We start from the raw sequence: 22,253 nt of genomic DNA, 5'->3' as shown, positions 1-22,253 counted from the left end.
TCTGGCGCCCGCACTCATTGGGCTCGCATCGGTTTTGCAGCTGCGCTTGACCTCCAGTGCACTTCAAGTTCCAAGATCCGAGTCCTCACTCCGAAGACCATCATGAAATGAAAGGGCGCTTCTCAATGGAACTCAATCAGGATCTGGCTCAAGCCTATGTTGAGCATGCCCACGTAACCGTTCGCTATCTCGAGGAGGTCAAAGACATGCTGCTCTGCGCCTTGCCTGGCTGGCGCGTGCGCGGCGAAGGCACGATGGACTGGTTTGGCAAGCGGACGATCCGCTGGCTGCACGTCGGGACCGAGCACTCCTACATCGCGCTACAGAGCGGCGGCGAAGGTGACGCTGACCAGCATCCCGAATGGCGCAACTCAGCCCTCGGCACCAAGCACATCGGTATCGTCGTTCCGTCATTGAACGAGACGCTGCAAAGACTGGCCGCTGCCGGCTACACCCCTGACCATTGGGGCGGCGCCCACCCCTATCGCAAGAGCGCTTACGTGCTGGCTCGGGAGGGGCTGCAATTCGAGTTTGTCGAGTACTTGTCGCTGAACCTGCGCGAGAGGAATGACTACGCGCTGCAGTAAGTGACCGAGGGTCAGGCGCTACAAGTCTCAGACCGATCTGGGCGATATGGATGGATGCAGAAGGGTCGAGCCGACCCAATTGACCGGAGCCACCAATCGTCAATCAGCCGACGAGACCCAGCAGGATTCTGGCGATGAGCGTGGTGAATGCCAGGGCGTAAAGCCATTTGTACGCCTTGGGCGCTCCAAGTGGATTCACGCCACCGATTTGTCCGCGTACTGCGTCAGGATTGAGAAGTGTGGCCAGCATGAAAGCGGTGATTGCGACGCCCCCGAGGACGCTCCTGACATCAATGCTCCGGGATTCCATGGCTGCAAACAGCACGAGGGACCAGGTGAACGCCAAGAAGAGCGCAAACAAGAGGACGGTGAGCCGCTGCCTTGTGTTGAGATTTTTCCAGTCGAGCATGATGGGTATTCGGCGCGCGGCATTGAAGCGAAGCTTCGACGCCTCAGTTTCCATTGATGTTTCAGCGCTTGGCGGGTGTCGGTGAAATTTCACCTGGACGCGAAGTCGTGCTCAGAAAGGCGGTCGGCATTTGTGAGGCCGCATTGCCAACCAGAACACCAGACCCAAGGGCCAGGCCACGAACATCACCAGAAAAGTGATGTACCCCGGGCGAAGGCCGCGCGATCGGGCGTCTTCATAAACCCAGGCGCCTGCTTTGGCCCAAATGGCCAGGAAGGCCAGAACCAAAAGCATGGATGTGAAATCGACAGGTACAGAGTAACTGCTCATGCAAATACTGAAACGGAAATGCTGCGGGATTGAAGCCCCGGCCCATTGGGATCCCATCGACGATGGGCTCTTTTCGGTTGCGCAACTTGGGTCTAAGGGTATGGTCCCGCTACTTGGGATTCATGGCCAAAGCTGCAATTGCAAATCGGCCGGTCAGCAGCAGAGCGCACGCAGGAGGCGGTGGCAGTTGAATGTGTGAAGTTGGAACGCCAGCTCGAAAGGCCCGCCTCAGCGCCCCACCACCTGCAGCCCCTGCGCCCCCGCACTGAACAGCACCTTCCCTGCCTGCACGTTGTCCACGAAATCGAGCTTGAGTTGGTACTTGCCCTTGGGTGGCTTGAGCCAGGCTTCGGTTTCGCCGCCGGTGAAGTTCAGGACCTCGGCCTTGGCTCCGCCGCTCTCGGGCGCAATGCTCAAGCGGAAGTGGCCGGTGCCGGGCTCTTGCAAGGCCTGGTGCGACACGTTCAGCTTGGACGCGTGGAACAGCACTTGCACGGGGCTGCCCTCGCGGGCTTCGTTCTTGTTGTCTCCGCTGCCCACCACGCGCAGGCTGATGCCGGCTTGGCTCAGCGTTTCGGGCTTGACGTTCTCATTAAATTTCGTGACCGTGATTTTCAGCGGTTTGCTGTACACGAAATTGGGCACATGGCGGTGGTCGGCCAGGACCAGGCGCAAGGTGTATTCACCGGGCTGCAGCTTCAGCACGGTTTCCATCTGGCCTTTGCCGAAGTGGACGTACTGCTCGTTGAAGGGCAGGGGCTGGTTGAAGTCCAGCGGCAGGTCGCGGTTGATCAGGAGATGGTGGTGGCCGGTCTTGCCCTGTGCCTTGGTGATGGGTGCAATGCCCATGCCGGTGAGGCCGAAGGTCACGAGAAACGGCGTCTCGATCTTGGCGCCATCTTGCAGATTGGTGAAGTGGGTCTGCTGCGCCAGGCGCGGCGCCGAGGCCAGCCAGGGATGGAGCGTTTGGCCCGGCGTTTGTGCAGCGGCAGGAGTCAATGAGCCCCCCATCAGCAGCAGGCAAGCGAGCCCGCATGAAGCCAAGAGCGAGGCGGTGATGCGGGGCTTCTGGGAGTTCGTCGTCATCGTCTTCGTCATGATCTTCTTCTGGTGGGTCTGCACGAGCGGACTGTTTTTTAGCTACGGCCGCTTCGTGGCGTGGTGGGTGCGGAGGCTGGCGGGGGACTGCTAAGGCTTTCTAAGTACTGCTTGGAACTGCTGCTGGATGCTGGGGTAAGAGCAAGCGCTTAAGCCTTTTTCAAAAATTCTGACTTGAGCATCAGACTCACCCCATCAATCTTGCAATCGACATCGTGGTCGCCGTCTACGAGGCGGATGCCCTTGGCCTTGCTGCCTTTTTTCAGGGTGATGGAGGAGCCCTTGACTTTGAGGTCCTTGACCAGGATGACGCTGTCGCCATCGGCCAGGGGTTGGCCGTTGGCGTCGCGCACCACCTTGGCACCCTCGCCCTGGTCCTCAGCGGCAGCGGTTTCGGCCGCCCACTCGTAGCCGCAGTCGGGGCAAATGAACTGCCCACCGTCGGCGTAGGTGTTTTCGAGGGTGCACTGGGGACATGCGGGAGGCGTGGACATGATTGAGAGTCTCGGAGTCGTGCGAATGGCGCGACACTGTAACCGAGTGCTTCAGCGGTGCGGCCTGGGCCATGGCTTCCAGCACGGGTGCGGCGGGCAAGCCATACTGTCGCCGGCCCAATCGGGCCACGACCGAATTGCAAGCACATTCACTGCCTCAACGGGAAAATTGCCATGACGACGATGACCAAGAAACTGACCCTGGCGCTGGCCGCCTGTGCGGCCCTGATGAGCGCCCTGCCGGCCCAGGCCGATGAGGCTTTGAAGGCCGCCATCGCCAGCCCCCATCGCACACCGGCCAATGTGGTCCGCGACGGCGCCCGCCACCCTTATGAGACCCTGAGCTTCTTCGGCATCAAGCCGGGCCAGACCGTGGTCGAGCTCTCGCCCGGCGGCGGCTGGTACACGGAAATCCTGGCGCCCTACCTGCGCGACAAGGGCCAGCTGATTCTGGCCGGCGACGACCCGGCTTCCGATCAGGCGTATTACCAGCGCAGCGCGGCCCGCATGAAGGCCAAACTGGAAGCCCTGCCGGCTGTTTATGACAAGGTGCAGGTGAGCGTGTTCGCGCCCGGCGCCGGCAAGTTCGACTACGCCAAGCCGGCCTCGGCCGATCTGGTGCTGACCTTCCGCAATGTGCACAACTGGATCTCGGCCGGCGAGGGCAAGGCTCAGGCCGTGTTCAACAGCGCCTTCGCCGCGCTCAAGCCCGGCGGCGTGTTCGGCGTGGTCGAGCACCGCCGCCCGGTCGCCCAGGAGCAGGACGCCAAGGCTTCGAGCGGCTATGTGCACCAGGCCTATGTGATCAAGCTGGCTGAGAACGCCGGCTTCAAGCTGGCGGCCAGCTCCGAGGTCAATGCCAACCCCAAGGACACGGCCGACCACGAAGGCGGCGTCTGGTCTTTGCCGCCGACCTTCGGCCTCAAGGACAAGGACCGCGCCCGCTTCGAGGCCATCGGTGAGAGCGACCGCATGACGCTCAAGTTCGTCAAGCCCTGAGTCTGGGCACGGTGAGCCCTGCGGAGGCCACGCCCATGTTCGAGCGCATTGCCTTCATCGGCGCCGGCCGTCTGGCGCGCACCCTGGCGCCGGCCTGGGCTGCGGCCGGGCAGCGCGTGGTGGCCGTGGCCAGCCGCCAGCACAGCGCCGCGCAAAACCTGACCCTGCAGCTGCCGGGCTGCCAGGCGCTGTCGCCCGAGGCGGCCGTGTCCGCGGCCGATCTGGTGCTTCTGACGGTCAGCGACGACGCCATCGCGACACTGGCCTCAGCGCTGCCCTGGCGTGCCGGCCAAGCGGTGGTCCATTGTAGCGGGGCCACCGAGCTGTCGGCTTTGGCGCCGGCCGAGCGAGCGGGCGCGGCCGTCGGCGGCTTTCACCCGCTGCAGATTTTTTCCGACCCTGCCCGTGCAGCGCGCCTGCTGGCCGGCAGCACGGTGTGCATCGAGGCGATGGACGCGGGCCTGAGCGAACGTCTGCACGGGCTGGCCGCGGCCCTGGGGATGACGCCCATGCATTTGCGCCCGGGTACGCGGGCGGCCTACCACGCGGCCGCCAATCTGGCCGCCAGCAGCCTGCTGGCCGTGCTGGCCGAGGCGCAGCAGGTCTGGGCGGCCATCGGCCTGTCGGCGGAAGCCGCCTTGCCGGCGCTGCTGCCGCTGGCGCGAGGCACGCTGGATGCGGCCGAGGCGCGCGGCCTGGCTGGCGCCTTGTCGGGCCCGGTGGCGCGTGGCGATGCCGGCGTGCTGCGTGCGCATCTGCAGGCCCTGGATGGCCTGGGCGCCGCGCACGGCCACTTCTACCGCGAGCTGCTGAGCCGCCAGATCGAACTGGCCGCGCAAGCCGGGCGACAGCCCGAGGCGCTGCTGGCCGAGCTGCGCCGCTTGCTGGCCGACTGATTCTGCACAGCGGCGGCGCGCCGGCAAATTCAGGCCCGGCGGCGCTCGGGCCCATGCCTAGAATCCGGCATGCGTTTGGATGTCCCGACCCTGTTTGCCGTGGTGACGCTGGTGGCCCTGCTGATGGCGGGCTGGATCTGCTTCATGGCCTGGGGCAAGCCGGCGCGTGATGCGCTCTGGGCCTGGGGCTTGGCCTTGTTGGCCTATGCCGGCAGCCATGTCTTGTTTGCCATGCTGGGCCCGCAGCCGTTGGCCAGCCTGGTGATCGGCGGCAATTTGGCCTACAGCGTGGCCCTGTCCCTGATGCTGCTGGCCTTGCGCCGTTTTGATGGGCTCGATACCCAGGCGGGGCCGCCGCTGCTGGTGCAGCTGCAGTTGTTCGCGCCGGTGCTGGCCATCGTGCTGCTCTACCTGCTGCTGATGGACCAGTACGCGGCCCGTGTGGTCGCCGGCTCGCTGACCTTTTCCTTGCAGATCGTTTTTATCTTGCGATCGCTGCTCGACCGGCGCATGCCGCGCCACGGTCGCGGCCGCTACATCCTGCTGACGGCTTTCTTTGCCCTTCTGGCTTCTCTGCTGCTGCGCTCACTGGCGGCCGCCATGGGCTGGATGGCCAGCAACGACGATGATGCCGGCCGGCTTTGGCTGACCATGGTTTTTGTGGTGGCCTTGTGTGCGGTCATCAGCATCTCGCTCGGCTTTGTCTACATGACCATGGAGCGCGCTGAGTTGCGCAATTTCGAGTTGGCCATGAAGGACATGCTGACCGGTTTGTCCAACCGCCGCGCCATCAGCGATCAGCTGCACATGGCCGTCTCGCGGGCGCAGCGCCAGGGTCAGTACTTGAGCGTGCTGATGCTGGACATTGACCACTTCAAGCGCGTCAACGACGGCTATGGCCACCAAGCCGGTGACGCGGTGCTGCGCGGCGTCGCCCACACCTTGCTGAGCCGCCTGCGCGCTCAGGACCAGATCGGCCGCTTCGGTGGCGAAGAGTTCTTGCTCATGCTGCCCGACACCAGCCTCGAGGGTGCCGCCACTCTGGCCGAGGCGCTGCGGCAGGCGGTCGAGGCCACGCCCACGCAATGGGGCGCCCACCGCATTTCGGTGACCATCAGCATCGGCGTGGCCGGCGGGGTCATCACCGGTGCAGTGACGGTCGACGGCCTCGTGGCGGCGGCCGACTCGGCCATGTACCGCGCCAAGCAGAGCGGCCGCAACCGCTGCGAAGTGGCGCCGCCCTTGCTGGCGCCGAACTGATGGACGCCCGGCCATGCTGACCGTCTACGGCCTCAATGGCCGCATTTTCAGCGGCTCGCTCGAAGGCTTGCGCGAGCTGGGGCCGGTGCAGGCGGTGGCGCGCTTGCGCGCGGTCGAGCCAGTGCGGCGCGACGCCGGCGCCGCTGCCGAAGCGGGCGTGCTGCTGGGTGGTCCGGTGCCGGGCGAGCCTGGCGGCCTGCTGGCCACGCCCGAGCCGCGCCAGCAGGCGGCGCTGGCGGCTTATTCGCAAACCCAGGCACAGCGCGGCGCCGGCGCTTCGACGCGCCAGGCCTTGAGCCTGACCGCGCAATTGATGAGCCGGCAGCTGATCACGGTGCCGGTGTCGGCCACGGTGGCCCAGGGCCTCGACATCCTGGCGCGGGCGCGCATTGGCCAGGCGCCGGTGCTGAACCGCCAACAGCGCCTGGTCGGGCTCTTGCTGCGCGCCGACCTGCTGCCCATCCCCAGCGCCTTGCAGGATGGCGCGGCCTGGGCGGGTTGGTTCGAGCGGCCGGTCGGCGACGTGATGTGGACGCCGGTGCCTGCGGCCCGGCCCGACACGCCGCTGCGCGAAGTGGCGCAAGCCTTGCTGGACCTGCGCCTGCCCGGCCTGCCGGTCATGAATGACGCCGGCGAACTGCTGGGCTTCATCTCGCGCAGCGACATCCTGCGCGCCGTGACCCGGGAGCCGCCCTTGGATCTGTGGGGTTGAGGCCGATGGAGCCGCGAGCAACTCCACTTTTTTCGGCATCTTTGCGCCTGCGCCCGCGGCTTGAGCGTGGAAATCTGGCCGAGGCGTGCCTCAAACGCTACTATTTCCGACCGCGCTGCCGATAAGGTGATGTGCGCACGCCGCCCCAGGGTGGTTTTCAAGGGTCTAGGGAGTCGCTGCATGGCAGTTGTTGGATCGGGGGCCGAGACCTCCACGCATCAACAGACGGGATATCACGGCACGGAACACCCGGCCGTGGTGCTGCAGAAAGTGGTGCAGGAGCTGCCCGATGCTTGCGAGCGTCTGGCTTACGTGCGCCAGATGACCGAGCAGGCCGCCACCACGGTGCTGGGTCTGGTCGATGCCGCTCAGGAGGACGCCGAGCAGGTGCGCCGCCAGGGCCATGATTTGTCCGAATCCCTGGCCCGCATGGCCGCCTCTCCCGATATGAGCGTCGAGCGCGCCCGCGCCATGCTTAAGCTCTGCGCCGCCTACGCCGCCACCGCCGCCGGCTTTGCCGACCGGGAAAAGTCCCTGCACACCGAAATCATGATGGCCCAGGGCTTCCAGGACTTGTCCGGCCAGGTCATCAACAAGGTGATCGGCATGCTGGAGCGCACCGAGAAGCCGCTCGAGCATTTGCTGGCCGATTTCGACCCGCCCAAGAGCGAGGGCGAAGCCCCGGCCGGCCAGGTGCTGGAAGGCGTGCAGACGCCGGACAAGGCGCTGCAGCAGGACGATGTGGACGACCTGCTGGCCTCACTGGGCTTCTGATCGTTTCAATACAGCTCAGTGCCAGCTCAAGGGATTGAGCTTGTAGTAGCTGCTCAGCTGACCGTAAAGCTCGGGGTGGGTGCTGGCCAGTTCACCGGGCCGCTCGAAAAACAGCTCGCTGGTGACGGCAAAGAACTCCGCCGGGTCGGTGGCGCCGTAGGCGTCGATCAGGCCAGCTTCGCCCCAGGCCAGGCGCTGGCGCAGGGCATCAAACTCGTTTTGCATGACGGTGGACCAGCGCCGATACGCAGCCTTGCTGGGCAGTGCCGGCGCGCCATTGGCATAGCCCTTGGCCTGATCGAGCTGGTGGGCGAATTCATGGATGACGACATTGCGGCCGTCGTCCGGGTCCATGGCGCCGGCCAGCACATCTTGCCAGGAGAGCAAGACCTGACCCTGCACCCAGCTCTCGCCGGCCAGGGCGCGGCGCTGCTCCATCTGCACTTCGGCCAGGCCGGGCGCCTGGTGCAGGCGGTCGACCATGAAGGCGCCCGGGTAGAGCAGCACCTGCTTGAGCTGCGGGTAATAGCCGCGCCGTGCGCCCAGCAGGGGCAGGCAGGCCTGGGCGGCGATGGTCACGCGCATTTCGTCCGTCACCTCGAGGCCGGCGCAACCGATGATGGGTTTCTCGGCCAGGAACACCTGCATCTCCTGCTTGAGGCGCAGCTGCAGATCGGCCGGCAGGCGCTGTAGCAAGGGCAAGCGCCGGCGCAGGATGCGGCGCCAGGCCTGCGGAAACACCTGGGCGCGCAAGGCGGCCCGGCGGCGCCGCTGCTGCCAGGGCGCGGCGATCAGCCACAGCATCAGGCCCAGGGCCGCGGCAAGCGTGAGGAGCAGGGGCAGGTGGGGCAGCAGGGCAGAGGTCATGGCGGGCACGGTGGGTGTCCAGTGCACATGGGCCTGCCGCGGCAATAAACAAGAGGCGACCGATGCTGGGGGCTTGTCCTCGATTACGCTTGGCCCCATGCCGAACCGCCCCACCCCCGCCGCGCCGCGCGAGCTCCACCCCGTCCAGGTGATCGCCGGCGGCATTTGCGGTCTGGTGCTGACGGTCGGCCTGGCGCGTTTCGCCTACACGCCCTTGCTGCCTCTGATGCAGGCCCAAGCCGGACTCAGCGATGCGGCGGCCGGTTGGCTGGCGGCCATCAACTACCTCGGCTATATGAGTGGGGCCTTGTTGGCGGCGCGCCTGGAGGACGCACGTCTGCGCCACCGGCTCTACAGCGCCGGCCTGTGCCTGAGCCTGCTGATCACCCTGGCCATGGGCATGGCGCCCAATATCTGGCTCTGGGCCCTGTCGCGCTATCTGGGCGGCTTGTGCGGTGCGGCCGGCATGCTGCTGGGTTCGGGCCTGGTGCTGGGCTGGCTGATGCGCCAGGGGCGGCGGCCGGAGCTGGGCCTGCATTTCATGGGCCTGGGCCTGGGTATCGTGGTCTCGGCCCTGGGCGTCATGGGCATGAGCCGCCTGAACCTCAGCTGGGCCTTGCAGTGGCAGGGCTTTGCCTTTGCCGGCCTGCTCTTTCTGCTGCCGGCCTGGGCTTGGCGGCCGTCGGTGGCACCGGCCGCTGCGGCCAGCGTCGTGCCGGCCGTGCTGCCTTCGCGGGCCTGGCTTTGGATGATGGGCCTGATGTACTTTTGCGCCGGCTGGGGCTTTGTCATCAACGCCACGTTCACCGTGGCCATCGTCGAGCGCCAGCCCTTGCTGAGCGGGCAGGGGCCCTGGGCCTGGCTGCTGGTGGGCCTGGCGGCGGTGCCGGCGGTGTTCGCCTGGGACCGCGTGGCGCGGCGCTTCGGCGAGCTCAAGGCCTTGCTGCTGGCCTTCGGCCTGCAGGTCATCGGTGTGCTGCTGCCGGCCTTGCATGGTGGCTTGGCCGCGGCCCTGGGCGGCGCGCTGCTCTACGGCGCCACCTTCATCGGCATCGTCAGCCTGACCCTGGCCCTGGTCGGCCGGCGCTCGCCCGCCAACCCGGGCAAGGCCATGGCCCGCCTGACCCTGGGCTATGGCCTGGCTCAGGTCGGCGCGCCGGCGCTCAGCGGTGTTTGGGTGCAGGCCAGCGGCTCCTTCCATGGCGCGCTGTGGCTGACGGCTGCGGTGTTGATGCTGGGTATGGGGCTGCTCTTGCGGCTGATCTGCTTGGAACGATAACTGTTATTTCATCCAGTATCATGCGCGCGCCAACAATGTAAGCAGGAGGCCGCCATGAGCGCCGCGAATGAAGAACTGATCCGCCGTTTCTGGGCCACCGCCAATGCCGGCGACTGGCCCGCCTTCGAAGCCTTGCTGAGCCCGGACATGGTCTATCTGGTGCCGCAGACGCGCGAGCGAATCCGCGGCCGCGAGCACTTCGTCGAGTTCTTCCGCACCTGGCCCGAAGCCTGGCGGTCCGAGATCACGCGCTGCATCGTCGATGCGCAGCGCGCCGTCACGGTGATTGATTTCCTGACCGAGCGTGGCCGCGAAACCGGCATTTCCTTTTTCGAGTTACAGGGGGGCTTGATCACCGAAGTCTGCGATTTCTGGCCCAGCGACTACGAGCCGCCGCAACGCGCCATCGCCGCCGTGGAACGCTACTGAGACGGGCGAGACATCGCTGTTTCCTAGCACTTGTGTGCATCAGTTGGCGATTTATGGGGGCTGGCTGTGGCGTCGATGCCGTCTGTCAGATTCTGTTTGCAATGGTTTGTAATACTGGCTGCGAACCGTTGGGCCACGGCGATGCGCAGACATCGACCCAAGCCGCAGCCTAGGCTGCGAGCAAGGCTTGAGGGCGGGAGTGGAGGGCGAGTGCGTGATGTCCGCGCGCTCAGACCGTCTTGAAAGGGTAGTCATGGCTTTTACGTCTCCCCACACTTCGTCTCCCGCGCGAGCTGCCACCGTGCCGGAGCCCGCTCCGGCGGTGTACTGGAAGATGGCCATGCCAGGCCTGTTCGGCTTGGGCTTGCTGGCGCTGGTACTCGGCCTGTCCCAGCCCGCTCAAGCCCAGGAGTTTGATTTCAAGGGCTTCGGTACCCTGGCTGTGGGTGCCGTGCAAAGCGGCTCGCGGCAAACCCAGCTGATGGGGCGTTTTGACTGCCCTTGCGCGATCGCCGATTACGGACATGGCGGCCTTTACAGCAAGTCCTGGAGTGCCTCGCCCGAGTCCAAGCTTGGCTTGCAAAGCACCTGGAAGCTCGACCCGCAATGGTCGGCCACGGGACAGGTGGTGGTGCGCGATGTCGATGGCCTGAAGGCCGGCCTGGAATGGGCCTATCTGAGCTATTCGCCCAACAGCAGCTGGACCTTGCAGGCCGGTCGCAAGCGCCTGCCCCTGTTCTACTACTCAGACTTCCAGGATGTCGGCTATGCCTACAACTGGATCCGCCCGCCGCAAGATGTTTACGGCTGGGAAGCGATCAATTTCAATGGCTTCACTGCTGCTTACAACACGCAAATGGGTGACTGGTCGCTGCGCGGCAGCGCGTTCGCCGGCCGCGAGGCGACCAAGGACAACGACGCTGCCAAGATCTATTACGACAGTCGCCAGGACATCACCTGGAAGGGCATCATCGGTGCCGACTTGGAACTGGCCAATGACTGGCTGACCCTGCGCTTCAACCTGATCAAGAACAAGGTCGACCAATGGGACTACAGCAGCGGCACGCGCGAGCAGGCGACGCGCGCCCAGGCCCAGTTGATCTATGGTGTGGCCGCCAATATCGACTGGCAGGACTGGCTGCTGCGCTCGGAGTACAGCATTTTTGACCGCTCCGATTTTTCCTACAAAGCCAATGGTGTGGCCCTGGCCGTGGGCTATCGCATCGGTAAGTTCACGCCCATGTTGACCGTGGGTCGCTACCGCGAAACCAACCGCTGGGCGCCTGACACCGTGCAGCGCGATGACACCCTGAGCCTGTCGCTGCGATACGAATTGGGCCGTGCCACGGCGCTCAAATTGCAGTGGGACCGCTTCAAGGACAAATCGGGCCCAGCGCTCGATTTCGTCGGCAACTCCAAGCTGCTCACACTCTCGCTCGACACCGTGTTCTGAGCCTGCCCCGATTCACTTTGCCGGAGAACAATCATGACAAACACCGTCCTGACACGCACCGCCACACGCACCATCGCCGGCCTGCTTTTGAGCTTCAGCCTGGCGAGCGCCTGGGCCGAGATGGTCATCATCGTCAACCCCAAGAACCCGGTCGCCAATATGAGCGCCGAGCAGGTCAGCGCGCTGTTCCTGGGCAAGTCCAGCGTCATGCCTTCGGGCGCAACCGCCGCACCGGTGGATCAGCAGGAGGCCGGGCCGCTGTACGAGGAGTTCTATGCCAAGGTGGCCGGCAAATCGAGCTCCCAGGTCAAGGCCGCCTGGTCGCGCCTGACCTTCTCCGGCAAGGGCACGCCGCCACGCGCCATGACCAGTTCCGTTGAAATCCGCAAGTTCGTGGCGAGCAATGTCGACGCCATCGGCTACATCGAGAAATCGGCCGTCGACGCCAGCGTCAAGGTGGTGCTGTCCGTCAACTGAGCCGAGGCCGCAGCCCGCGCGGGTTCAGGCCGGGTCGGTCTTGCCTGTGACGTCCTCGCCCTCGTCTGCGCGGGCTTCTGAATCCAGCTCCAACTCGGGCTCCGACAGAGTGTCGCTGCCCGCATCCTCGCCCTGTGCCGCGGCTGCCAGTGCCGCGTCGCGTTCGGCCCGTGTGGCCGGGCCCTTGACCCGTTTCTTGCGTTCAGCCGCCTTGGCCAGGCGAGCGGCTTCGCGCTCGGCCGCCACGGCCGACCAGGCGAGAAACTCTTCCGGTGTTTCCAGCGAGATGGCGCCCAGCACCTTCTGCCGGAATTCGTACATCAGCACCTCGGCCGCCTTCTGCAGATTGACCCGGCCGCCGCTCAGCATGGCGCCGCGCTTGCGGCCGATTTCGGTCAGCAGCTCTTCGTCGTTCAGCCCGGCCAGCTCACCGAGCTTGTAGCGCGCCTTCAGCATGTCCAGATAGGCTGGATGGCGGCGCAGATAGTCGAGCAGCTCCAGCGCCACCTCGGCTTCGTCAAAAGCGTTGCGGCCGATGGCGCCGCTGGCAGCCAGGTTGTAGCCACTTTCTTCGATGGCGATCTTGGGCCAGAGCATGCCGGGCGTGTCGAAGAGGTAGAAGTCCTCGGCCAGCACGATCTTCTGCTCGATCTTGGTGATGCCGGGCTCGTCGCCGGTCTTGGCGCTGCGCTTGGAGACGAGGGTGTTGATCAGGGTGGACTTGCCGACATTGGGAATGCCACAGATCAGCACCCGCACCGGCTTGACCATGCCGCCGCGCAGGGGGGCCAGTTCGCGGCAAGCCTTGATCAAGGCTTGGGCAGGCGCCTTGTTGCCGGCGTCCAGGCCAATGGCGCGGGTGTCGGGCAGGCTGTTGTAGTGGGCCAGCCAGAGCGCGGTGCGCGCCGGGTCGGCCAGGTCTTGCTTGTTGAGCAGCTTGAGCGTGGGCTTGCCGGCGGTCAGCTGGGCCAGCAGAGGGTTGGCGCTGGAGCCGGGCAGGCGTGCATCCAGCAACTCGATCACGACATCGAGCCCCGCCTTCATGCGATCGTTGATCGCATTGCGGGTGGAATTCATGTGCCCGGGGAACCAGTTGATGGCCATGCTTGTCTTGTGCTCGCGATCGTGAAGGGCTTGCGCCGAAGCGGCTATTGTCGCCCGGCAGCTCTCTTTGCTGGCTCTGCTTGGCGCCGAGCCGCGTGTGGACGGGGTTCGGCACCGCACCGACGCCCGCGCCGCCGCCGTCAAGACTGGGCCGGCTTGCGGCAGAACTCAGGCCGCGCTCACCTCAGCTCTGGAACACTGCCATGAAGACTTTGACCCCAACCGAATTCGCGCCGGGCCGCGCCTCGGAAGTCCGGCGCGCCCTCAAGCCTTTGCCGCCCAAAGGCCGCAATCTGGCACAGCAGCAAGCCGACTTCACTGCCGAAGGCTCGCCGCCGCCAGCTTCGCCTCAGCCAGCCTCGCCCGCGCCACCACCGCCAACGCGCTCTTGATGCCGCAAACGTGTCGGCCAGGCCTCAGGGTGATGGTGGCACCGCCTCGGCTGCGCTGAGCTCCCGCAGGCAGGCCAGGCACAGACAGCTGCTGTACTGCGCCGCCAAGCGCTCGCGCAGGGCCGGGCTCAAGCGCAGCTCGAAGCAATCGCAGTGCGCGTCCTGCGCTCCGCAGTGGAAGCCGCCGCCGCAGCGCGGGCAAGAGTCGTCGAGCTGGGGCGCTTGTGCCGACGCGGTGGAGGCATTCATGCGAACAGCCCGGCATGCTGCTGGCGCAGCAGATTCTTTTGCACCTTGCCCATGGCATTGCGCGGCAGCTCGGGCGCCAGCAGGATCTGCTTGGGGACCTTGAAGCCAGCGATGCGGGCCTTGAGTGTGGCCGTGAGGGCCGCAGGCTCCAGGTTCGCTCCGGCCTTGGCGATCAGCACGGCCACCACGGCTTCGCCGAAGTCGGGGTGGGGCACGCCGATCACGGCCGACTCGGCCACGCCGGGCAGCTCGTTGAGAAAGCCTTCGATCTCGGCCGGGTAGACATTGAAGCCGCCACTGATGACCAGATCTTTGCTGCGACCGACGATCTTCACATAACCGTTTTCGTCCACGCATCCGACATCGCCAGTCTTGAACCAGCCGTCGGCCGTGAACTCCTCGCGTGTCTTTTCGGGCATGCGCCAGTAGCCGCCGAAGACATTGGGGCCGCGCACCTCGATCTGGCCGATTTCGCCGGTGGCGCAGTCACCGCCCTCGGCCGTGCGCACACGCAGGCTCACGCCGGGCAGGGCCGGCCCGACCGTGCCGCCGATGCGCGCGCCCTCTGCTGCGCGGCAGGGGTTGGACGTGAGCATCAGGGTCTCGCTCATGCCGTAGCGTTCCAGGATGGTGTGGCCGCTGCGGGCCTGCCAGTCGCGGTAGGTCTCGATCAGCAGTGGCGCCGAGCCGCTGATGAAAAGCCGCATCTGGCTGCAGGCCTCACGGTCCAGCCCAGGCTCAGCCAGCAGGCGCACATAGAGCGTGGGCACGCCCATGAAAACCGTGGCCTCGGGCAGGCGGCGCAGCACGGCGCGCGGCTCGAACTTGCTGAACCAGATCATGCGGCTGCCGTTCAGCAAAGCGCCATGCGAGGCGACGAAAAGGCCATGGACATGGAAGATGGGCAGGGCGTGGATCAGCACATCGCCGGGCTGCCAGTCCCAGAGGGCTTTCAAGGTCAGTGCATTGCTGAGCAGATTGCCGTGGCTGAGCATGGCGCCCTTGCTGCGCCCGGTGGTGCCGCTGGTGTAGAGGATGGCGGCCAGGTCCTCGCTGCGGCGCATGGCGGGCGAGTGCTGGTCGGACATGGCGGCGGCGCGGTCCAGCAGGGTGCCGCTGCGATCTTCGTTGAGGGTGAAGACGTTCTGCACGCCGGCCATGAAGGCCAGCTTGCTGGCCCAGCCGAAGTTCTTGCCGGCGCAGACCAAGACGGCGGGCTCGGCGTCCTTGACGAAATAGTCCAGCTCAGCGGCCTGATAGGCCGGATTCAGCGGCAGGTAGACGAAGCCGGCGCGCAGCACGGCCAGGTAGAGCATCAGCGCTTCCACGCTCTTCTCGCAATGGGCGGCGATGCGGCTGCCCTCGGGCAGGTCCAGGCTCAGCAGCAGGGTCGCCAACATGGCGGTGCCACGATCTAGATCGTGCCAACTGTAGTGCAGGCCTTCGCCATCGGCGCATTCGATGGCACAGGCGTCCAGGTCGGAGGGGAAGGCGGCGCGCAAGGCGCAGAAGAGATTGGCAGAAGCACTCATGCCGGGATTGTCGATCAGCGCCAGTCGGTCGTCCGCGCCCCTCTGCACGGGCTGAATTCAGCCCAGGTGAAAATTACCATCGACGCTGCGGCGCATCGGTTTTTCAGCTGCTCAGGCTTGGCAGCACCAGCCAGCGACCCAGGCGCAAGCGCAAGGCGCTGAAATCCAGAGGCTTGGTCAGATGCTCGTCCATGCCTGCGGCCAGGCTGGCGGCGATATCGCTTTCCAGGGCATGGGCGGTCAGCGCCAGAATGGGGAAGTGCGGCAAGCTGCCGCTGGACTGCAGCAGGCGCAGGCGGCGCGTGCATTCCAGGCCGTCCATGCCCGGCATCTGGATGTCCATCAGCACCAGGTCCGGCGTGGCCTGATGGCAGGCGCTCAGGGCTTCCTGGCCATTGCTGGCCAGCAGGGCTTCAACGCCCATCAGGGCCAGGAATTCCAAGGCCACGACCTGGTTGATGTGGTTGTCCTCGACCAGAAGGACGCGGGGGCGCCGGTTCTGTTCGCCCGGCTCGGAGCCGGCCGGCGCCGCGGCCAGGCCCGGCGCAGGCGGCGGGCCTGGTTCTTGCGCGACCAAGCGCAACCAGTTGGCCCGGATGGCGCGCTCGAAACCCTGTGTGTTCATTTCCCGACCTCAACACTCTGCAAACATCAGCACTGCTGGGCCGACGGTGACCTTTGCCGATCACTCAGAGCCCTCCCTCGCGCAATTTATGACTTGTGCGCCTGCGCTCGCCAATCCCCGGGAAATTTCCAACTCCAAACGGTTTCTTGTGCGCTGGGCGACATTGTTGCTTGTGCGCAAGGCCAACGCAACGCGCGGGGGTGTCGCGTCGCCCTGGGGTTTCCCCGGGTGCGCATTCGGGGGGGCTTGACCTGCGCAGGCAAATTCGCACGTGCCCGGGTGAGAGACCTGCTGACACCATTGGGTAGGCACGCTCCCTAGAATGCCTGCTCCCAGCGCAGCAGCAGGCACTCTCCATGTCCGAAGGCACCATCCGCATCCGCGGCGCCCGTCAACACAATCTCAAGAACATCGATCTGGATTTGCACACGGGCGAGCTGACCGTCGTGACCGGCCCCAGCGGCTCGGGCAAGTCCAGCCTGGTGTTCGACACCCTGTATGCCGAAGGCCAGCGACGCTATGTCGAGACCTTCTCGGCCTACGCCCGCCAGTTCCTGGACCGCATGGACCGCCCGGCGGTGGACAAGGTCGAGGGCGTGCCGCCGGCGATTGCCATCGACCAGACCAACCCGGTGCGCACCAGCCGCTCCACGGTCGGCACCATGACCGAGCTGAACGACCACCTCAAGCTCTTGTTCGCCCGCTCGGCCCAGCTCTTCGACAAGAAGACCGCGCAGGCGGTGCGCCACGACACGGCGCAGACGATTTATCTGGAGCTGCTGGAGCGCACCAAGGAGCAAGACCCACGCATCGTGCTGACCTTCCCGGTCGAGCTGCCGGCCACGACCAGCAGCGAGGAAGTGACGCAGTGGCTGTCGGCCAGCGGTTTCACGCGCGTGCAAGCCGAGCGCGAGGTGGCCACGCCCACCGGCCCGCGCAAGCTGCTCGATGTGGTGGCGGACCGGTTTCGCCTGCAGGGCGCCGACAAGCAGCGGGCGATGGAAGCGATCGAACTGTGTCTCAAGCGCGGATCGGGTCGATTGAATGTGTATGTCTTGCCCGCAACTCCTGGCCCCTCGCCTGCGGGTACGCAGGCGGTCCCCCAAGGGGACGCGGCCGTTCTTGGGAGCGGCCCGGCGAACGGCCAGGACGGTGACGCCGTCCTGTGGCGTTACTCCACCGGCCTGCATTGCCCTGACAGCGATCTGCGCTACCAGGAGCCACAGCCGCCGCTGTTCTCCTTCAACTCCGCCATGGGCGCTTGCGAGACCTGCCGCGGCTTCGGCCGCGTCATCGGCGTGGACCTGGGCCTGGTGATTCCGGATGCGAAGAAGACGCTGCGCAATGGCGCGATCAAGACCTTGTCCACCCCGGCTTGGAAAGACAGCCAGGACGACCTGCTCAAGTACGCCGGCGACGCCGGCATTCCCCGCGACACGCCCTGGAGCCAGCTCTCGCAGGCGCAGCGCGACTGGGTGATCCACGGCTCTCCGAACTGGACCGGCAACTGGAACAAGCAGTGGTACGGGGTCATGCGCTTCTTCGAGTACCTGGAGAGCAAGGCCTACAAGATGCACATCCGGGTGCTGCTGTCCAAGTACCGCAGCTACACCACCTGCGGCACCTGCGATGGCGCCCGGCTCAAGACCGAGGCCCTGCTCTGGCGCGTCGGCTCCAAGGAATTGGCCGATTCCCTGCTGCCCCCGGCTCAGCGCCTGATGCCCAAGGGCGTGGATTGGAATCGCGCCCAGCTGGAAGCCCTGCCGGGCCTGGCCTTGCATGATTTGATGCAGCTGCCCATCCACCGCCTGCGCAGCTTCCTGGACCAGCTGCAGCTGCCCAGCAGCCTGCTCGACGATGCCCTCAAGCTGCTGCTGGAGGAGATCCGCAACCGGCTCAAATACCTCTGCGATGTCGGCATCGGCTACCTCACGCTGGACCGCCAGAGCCGCACGCTCAGCGGCGGCGAGGTGCAGCGCATCAACCTGACCACGGCCCTGGGCACCTCGCTGGTGAACACGCTGTTTGTGCTGGACGAGCCCAGCATTGGCCTGCACCCGCGCGATATGAACCGCATCGTCCAGGCCATGCACCGCCTGCGCGATGCCGGCAACACCTTGGTGGTGGTGGAGCATGACCCGGCCGTGATGCTGGCGGCCGACCGCCTGATCGATATGGGCCCAGGCCCGGGCGAGAAGGGCGGGCAGATCGTCTTTGACGGCACGCCGGAAGCCATCCGCGCGGCCGACACCTTGACCGGCGCCTACCTCGGCTCGCGCAAATTCGTCGGCATGGGCCTGAAGCGCCCGGTTGAGGCGAGCACGCCCAAGCTGATTCTGGAGGGCGTGCGGGAGCACAACCTCCGCAACGTCAGCGTCGAGTTCCCGCTGCAGCGCATGGTGGTGGTGACCGGCGTGTCGGGCTCGGGCAAGAGCACGCTGATGCAGGATGTGCTGTACCCGGCCCTGGCCCGCCACTTCGGCCAGGCCACCGAGACGCCGGGCCAGCATGATCGCCTGCTCGGCGCCGATTGGCTGTCCGATGCGGTGTTTGTGGACCAATCGCCGATCGGCAAGACCGCGCGCTCCAACCCGGCCTCCTACGTCGGCGCTTTCGATGAGCTGCGCAAGCTGTTTGCCGCCACACCGCTCGCAGCCGAGCGCAGCTACACCGCCGGCATGTTCAGCTTCAACGCCGGCGATGGCCGCTGCCCGACCTGCGGCGGCTCGGGCTTTGAGCATGTGGAGATGCAGTTCCTGTCGGATGTGTACCTGCGCTGCCCAGACTGCGACGGCCGCCGCTACCGCGCCGAGATGCTCGATGTGAAGCTGCAGCGACCCTGCCCGGCGCCGGGCCGCCCCAAGGCGGGCGGGGGCTCCCTCGGGGAGCTGTCGCCGGAGGCGACTGAGGGTCAACAGCTCATGCGCGAGATGAGCGTGGCCGACGTGCTGGAGCTGACGGTGAGCGAGGCGGTGCGCCTGTTCAAGGACGACCGCGAGGTGCTGGCCAAGCTGCAGCCCATCATCGATGTGGGCCTGGAATACTTGAAGCTGGGCCAGCCCGTGCCCACGCTCTCGGGCGGCGAGGCACAGCGGCTCAAGCTGGCCGGCTTCCTGGCCGAGGCGGCGAGCAAGCCCCGCCAGGCCGTGGCCAAGAAGGGCACGCTCTTCATGTTCGATGAGCCCACCACCGGCCTGCATTTCGACGACATCGCCAAGCTGATGCGCGCGCTGCGCAAGCTGCTGGCCATCGGCCATTCGCTGATCCTGATCGAGCACAACCTCGATGTGATCCGCGCGGCCGACTGGCTGATCGACCTCGGTCCCGAGGGTGGCGAAGGCGGCGGGGAGCTGGTCTGCGTGGGCACACCGGAGGAGGTCAAGGAGCACCCGACTTCGCACACCGCCCTGGCCCTGCGCGAGTACTCGGCGCAGATGGACCGCCCCGCCATGAAGGTGGAAGAGGGCCGGCCGCTGCAAAGCCTGATCCGCGCGCGCCGCCAGTCGGCCCATCTGGACAACAACATCCAGATCGTCAACGCCAAGGAACACAACCTCAAGTCGGTCAACGTCAACATCCCGCGTGGCAAGTTCAATGTGATCACCGGCGTCTCGGGTTCGGGCAAATCGACCCTGGCGTTTGACATCCTGTTCAACGAGGGCCAGCGGCGCTATCTCGAATCGCTCAATGCCTACGCCCGATCCATCGTGCAGCCGGCCGGCCGGCCCGAGGTCGATGCGGTCTGGGGCATTCCGCCCACGGTGGCCATCGAGCAACGCCTGAGCCGCGGCGGCCGCAAGAGCACGGTGGCCACCACCACCGAGGTCTGGCATTTCCTGCGCTTGCTCTATGTGAAGCTGGGTGTGCAGCACTGCGTGCACGACGGCACGCCGGTGCGGCCGCAGAGCGTCGAGTCCATCGCCGCCCAGCTGCTGCGCGATCACAAAGGCCAGCATGTGGGCCTGCTGGCGCCCCTGGTGGTCAACCGCAAGGGCCTTTACACCGACCTGGCCAAATGGGCCAAAGGCCGCGGCTACACCCATCTGCGCGTGGACGGCGAGTTCACGCCGACCGCGCCCTGGCCGCGCCTGGACCGCTTCAAGGAGCACACGCTGGAGCTGCCGGTCGGCGACCTCATCATCAGCTTGGACAAAGAGGCCGAGCTGCGCGAGCTGCTGGCCAAAGCCCTGGACTTCGGCAAGGGCGTGTTGCACCTGCTGACCCCGCTGGACGGCCTGCACGAGGCCATCGCTTCCGGCCGCTCGACCGTGGGTCTGGGCACGGTCAAGGTCTTCAGCACCAAGCGCGCCTGCCCGACCTGTGGCACGAGTTACGGTGAGCTGGACCCGCGCATGTTCAGCTACAACAGCAAGCATGGCTGGTGCAACAGCTGCGTGGGTACAGGTCTTGCCCTGACGCGCGAACAGCGCAAGGCGCTGGACGACTCGGTCGTCGATGACAAAGGCGGCCGCGAGCAGAGCTTTGCCGGCCAGGAGGTGGACATTGAAGGCCTGGCCGACCAGCCCTGTGGCGATTGCCACGGTTCGCGGCTGAACCCCTCGGCGCGTGCCGTAACCTTTGAGTCCCAGGCCATCAGCACGGTGGCGTCCTGGAGCGTCAAGCAGGCGCGCGCCTGGGTGGACGGCCTGGAGCTGCTGGGCCGCGATGCCGAGATTGCCCGCGATGTGGTCAGCGAGATCCAGGGTCGCCTGGAGTTCCTGGAGGAGGTGGGCTTGGGCTATCTGACCCTGGACCGCGCGGCGCCCACGCTCTCGGGCGGCGAGGCGCAGCGCATCCGCCTGGCGGCGCAGTTAGGCTCGAACCTGCAAGGCGTGTGCTATGTGTTGGACGAGCCGACCATCGGCCTGCATCCGCGCGACAACCAGATCCTGCTCAAGGCCCTGGGCCGGCTCAGCGATCTGGGCAACACCCTGGTGGTCGTGGAGCACGACGAGGACACCATCCGCCGCGCCGACCACATCATCGACATCGGCCCCGGCGCCGGCAAACGCGGCGGCCATGTGGTGGCCCAGGGTACGGCGGCTGATCTGGCCCTGCAGGCCGATTCGGTCACCGGCCGCTTCCTGGCGCATCCGCTGATTCACCCACTGCAAGCGCGGCGCGAGATGCTGGACGACGCCCCGCGCCTGCGCGTGCTCGACGCCACCCTGCACAACTTGCAAAAGGTGAACATCGATGTGCCCCTGCACCGCCTGGTTGCGGTGACCGGTGTGTCGGGTTCGGGCAAGTCCACGCTCGCGCGCGATGTGCTGCTGGCCAATATGGCGGTGGCCGTGCCTTTGAGAAAGGCCCCAGCCCACTGGATCGGCTGTGCCGGCATCGAAGGCCATGAGAAGGTGGATCGCGTGCTGGAAGTCGACCAAACCCCCATCGGCAAAACTCCGCGCAGCTGCCCGGCCACTTACATCGGCTTCTGGGACGCCATCCGCAAGCTCTTTGCCGAGACGCTGGAGAGCAAGGCGCGAGGCTATGCGCCGAATCGCTTCAGCTTCAACACCGGCGAGGGCCGCTGCCCCGGCTGCGAAGGCCAGGGCATGCGCACCATCGAGATGAGCTTCCTGCCCGATGTGAAGGTGCTCTGCGACCAATGCCATGGCCAGCGCTTCAATCCGGAGACTTTGGGCGTCAGCTGGCGTGGCAAGAGCATTGGCGATGTGCTGGCCATGGAGGTGGACGAGGCGGTGGAGTTCTTCGCTGCCATGCCCGCCATCGGCCACCCGCTCAAGCTCTTGCAGGATGTGGGCCTGGGCTATCTGACCTTGGGCCAGCCTTCACCGACCCTGTCGGGCGGTGAGGCGCAGCGCATCAAGCTGGTGTCCGAGCTGGTCAAGGTGCGCGACGAAGTGGGCCGCCGCGGCCAGAAGGCGCCGCACACGCTTTATGTGCTGGACGAGCCGACCGTGGGCCTGCACATGGCCGATGTCGAGCGCCTGATCCGCGTGCTGCACCGCCTGGTGGCCGGCGGCCACTCGGTGGTGGTCATCGAACACGATCTCGATGTGATCGCCGAAGCCGACTGGGTCATCGACCTGGGCCCCGACGGCGGCACGGCCGGCGGCGAGGTGGTGGTGGCCGGCACGCCGGAGCAGGTGGTGGCCAAGGGCTCGCACACGGGGCAGGCGCTGCGGCCGGTTTTGGGGCGCGTGGCGGCTTGAGCTGAGCGCCCCAGAGTGCCGTGAGGGGCGCGTGAGCCTCACCGCCTCGCCCCCCTCAGCTCGGTGGTTTGTCACGCCTTCGTCATGCAGTGAGCCTAGTCTCCGCGGCTT

20 protein-coding genes are annotated in these 22,253 nt (G+C 66.2%); 12 read left to right on the top strand and 8 right to left on the bottom strand.

Annotation, left to right across the window (positions count from 1 at the left end; translation table 11 throughout):
- Nucleotides 1–125 precede the first annotated feature (125 nt).
- Complete coding sequence (locus LNV23_RS00235) at nucleotides 126–587, top strand: VOC family protein (protein ID WP_263561091.1); 462 nt, start codon at nucleotides 126–128, stop codon at nucleotides 585–587.
- A gap of 103 nt (nucleotides 588–690) precedes the next feature.
- Here the strand turns inward: LNV23_RS00235 and LNV23_RS00230 are convergent, their stop codons facing one another.
- From LNV23_RS00230 to LNV23_RS00220, 3 genes are all read right to left on the bottom strand, one after another.
- Complete coding sequence (locus tag LNV23_RS00230) at nucleotides 691–996, bottom strand: hypothetical protein (protein WP_263561090.1); 306 nt, start codon at nucleotides 994–996, stop codon at nucleotides 691–693.
- Nucleotides 997–1,554: 558 nt separating this feature from the next.
- Nucleotides 1,555–2,412, bottom strand: a complete 858-nt coding sequence (locus LNV23_RS00225) for a DUF4399 domain-containing protein (RefSeq protein ID WP_263561089.1) — start codon at nucleotides 2,410–2,412, stop codon at nucleotides 1,555–1,557.
- 161 nt (nucleotides 2,413–2,573) lie between these two features.
- The gene (locus LNV23_RS00220) at nucleotides 2,574–2,918 is read right to left on the bottom strand and encodes a zinc ribbon domain-containing protein YjdM (protein ID WP_263561088.1); all 345 of its coding nucleotides are present in this window, start codon (nucleotides 2,916–2,918) and stop codon (nucleotides 2,574–2,576) included.
- A gap of 183 nt (nucleotides 2,919–3,101) precedes the next feature.
- Between LNV23_RS00220 and LNV23_RS00215 the strand changes: the two genes are divergently transcribed.
- The 5 genes from LNV23_RS00215 (at nucleotide 3,102) to LNV23_RS00195 (ending at nucleotide 7,559) form a co-directional block, all read left to right on the top strand.
- On the top strand, nucleotides 3,102–3,917 hold the full coding sequence (locus tag LNV23_RS00215; RefSeq protein WP_263561764.1) for a class I SAM-dependent methyltransferase: 816 nt from the start codon (nucleotides 3,102–3,104) through the stop codon (nucleotides 3,915–3,917).
- A 35-nt stretch (nucleotides 3,918–3,952) separates the two neighbouring features.
- Nucleotides 3,953–4,813: a Rossmann-like and DUF2520 domain-containing protein gene (locus LNV23_RS00210; protein WP_263561087.1), complete on the top strand. Its 861-nt coding sequence runs from the start codon at nucleotides 3,953–3,955 to the stop codon at nucleotides 4,811–4,813.
- 69 nt (nucleotides 4,814–4,882) lie between these two features.
- On the top strand, nucleotides 4,883–6,073 hold the full coding sequence (locus LNV23_RS00205; RefSeq protein WP_263561086.1) for a GGDEF domain-containing protein: 1,191 nt from the start codon (nucleotides 4,883–4,885) through the stop codon (nucleotides 6,071–6,073).
- A gap of 13 nt (nucleotides 6,074–6,086) precedes the next feature.
- Nucleotides 6,087–6,785, top strand: a complete 699-nt coding sequence (locus LNV23_RS00200; RefSeq protein ID WP_263561085.1) for a CBS domain-containing protein — start codon at nucleotides 6,087–6,089, stop codon at nucleotides 6,783–6,785.
- Nucleotides 6,786–6,965: 180 nt separating this feature from the next.
- A complete protein-coding gene (locus tag LNV23_RS00195; protein WP_263516781.1) occupies nucleotides 6,966–7,559 on the top strand; it encodes a protein phosphatase CheZ in 594 nt (197 codons plus the stop codon).
- Nucleotides 7,560–7,574: 15 nt separating this feature from the next.
- Here the strand turns inward: LNV23_RS00195 and LNV23_RS00190 are convergent, their stop codons facing one another.
- Complete coding sequence (locus LNV23_RS00190; RefSeq protein WP_263561084.1) at nucleotides 7,575–8,426, bottom strand: M90 family metallopeptidase; 852 nt, start codon at nucleotides 8,424–8,426, stop codon at nucleotides 7,575–7,577.
- A gap of 97 nt (nucleotides 8,427–8,523) precedes the next feature.
- On the opposite strand from LNV23_RS00190, the gene LNV23_RS00185 reads away from it, so the two are divergent.
- The 4 genes from LNV23_RS00185 (at nucleotide 8,524) to LNV23_RS00170 (ending at nucleotide 12,064) form a co-directional block, all read left to right on the top strand.
- Nucleotides 8,524–9,705 (top strand): YbfB/YjiJ family MFS transporter, encoded by a 1,182-nt coding sequence (locus LNV23_RS00185; protein WP_263561083.1) that lies wholly within the window; start codon nucleotides 8,524–8,526, stop codon nucleotides 9,703–9,705.
- Nucleotides 9,706–9,759: 54 nt separating this feature from the next.
- Complete coding sequence (locus LNV23_RS00180) at nucleotides 9,760–10,134, top strand: nuclear transport factor 2 family protein (protein ID WP_263561082.1); 375 nt, start codon at nucleotides 9,760–9,762, stop codon at nucleotides 10,132–10,134.
- 301 nt (nucleotides 10,135–10,435) lie between these two features.
- On the top strand, nucleotides 10,436–11,587 hold the full coding sequence (locus LNV23_RS00175) for a porin (protein WP_263561081.1): 1,152 nt from the start codon (nucleotides 10,436–10,438) through the stop codon (nucleotides 11,585–11,587).
- A gap of 33 nt (nucleotides 11,588–11,620) precedes the next feature.
- Nucleotides 11,621–12,064, top strand: a complete 444-nt coding sequence (locus LNV23_RS00170; protein WP_263516786.1) for a type 2 periplasmic-binding domain-containing protein — start codon at nucleotides 11,621–11,623, stop codon at nucleotides 12,062–12,064.
- Nucleotides 12,065–12,088: 24 nt separating this feature from the next.
- On the opposite strand, the gene ylqF is transcribed toward LNV23_RS00170, so the two are convergent.
- The gene (ylqF, locus tag LNV23_RS00165) at nucleotides 12,089–13,168 is read right to left on the bottom strand and encodes a ribosome biogenesis GTPase YlqF (protein ID WP_263561080.1); all 1,080 of its coding nucleotides are present in this window, start codon (nucleotides 13,166–13,168) and stop codon (nucleotides 12,089–12,091) included.
- 203 nt (nucleotides 13,169–13,371) lie between these two features.
- On the opposite strand from ylqF, the gene LNV23_RS00160 reads away from it, so the two are divergent.
- Nucleotides 13,372–13,560, top strand: a complete 189-nt coding sequence (locus LNV23_RS00160) for a hypothetical protein (protein WP_263561079.1) — start codon at nucleotides 13,372–13,374, stop codon at nucleotides 13,558–13,560.
- Between the two features lie 24 nt (nucleotides 13,561–13,584).
- On the opposite strand, the gene LNV23_RS00155 is transcribed toward LNV23_RS00160, so the two are convergent.
- The 3 genes from LNV23_RS00155 to LNV23_RS00145 all read right to left on the bottom strand — a co-directional run bounded on the left by LNV23_RS00155 (nucleotide 13,585) and on the right by LNV23_RS00145 (nucleotide 15,966).
- On the bottom strand, nucleotides 13,585–13,809 hold the full coding sequence (locus LNV23_RS00155) for a cysteine-rich CWC family protein (protein WP_263561078.1): 225 nt from the start codon (nucleotides 13,807–13,809) through the stop codon (nucleotides 13,585–13,587).
- A complete protein-coding gene (locus LNV23_RS00150) occupies nucleotides 13,806–15,341 on the bottom strand; it encodes a malonate--CoA ligase (protein ID WP_263561077.1) in 1,536 nt (511 codons plus the stop codon). The genes LNV23_RS00155 and LNV23_RS00150 overlap by 4 nt, the downstream gene beginning before the upstream one ends.
- A 103-nt stretch (nucleotides 15,342–15,444) precedes the next feature.
- The gene (locus tag LNV23_RS00145) at nucleotides 15,445–15,966 is read right to left on the bottom strand and encodes a response regulator (protein WP_263561076.1); all 522 of its coding nucleotides are present in this window, start codon (nucleotides 15,964–15,966) and stop codon (nucleotides 15,445–15,447) included.
- A 356-nt stretch (nucleotides 15,967–16,322) separates the two neighbouring features.
- Here LNV23_RS00145 and LNV23_RS00140 point away from each other — a divergent pair, with 356 nt between their 5' ends.
- A complete protein-coding gene (locus LNV23_RS00140) occupies nucleotides 16,323–22,142 on the top strand; it encodes an excinuclease ABC subunit UvrA (RefSeq protein WP_263561075.1) in 5,820 nt (1,939 codons plus the stop codon).
- Nucleotides 22,143–22,253 lie beyond the last annotated feature (111 nt).

Source organism: Kinneretia sp. DJ1R-11, assembly GCF_025717595.1.
GTDB lineage: Bacteria > Pseudomonadota > Gammaproteobacteria > Burkholderiales > Burkholderiaceae_C > Paucibacter_A.
This window is presented reverse-complemented; position numbering and strand designations above follow the sequence as displayed.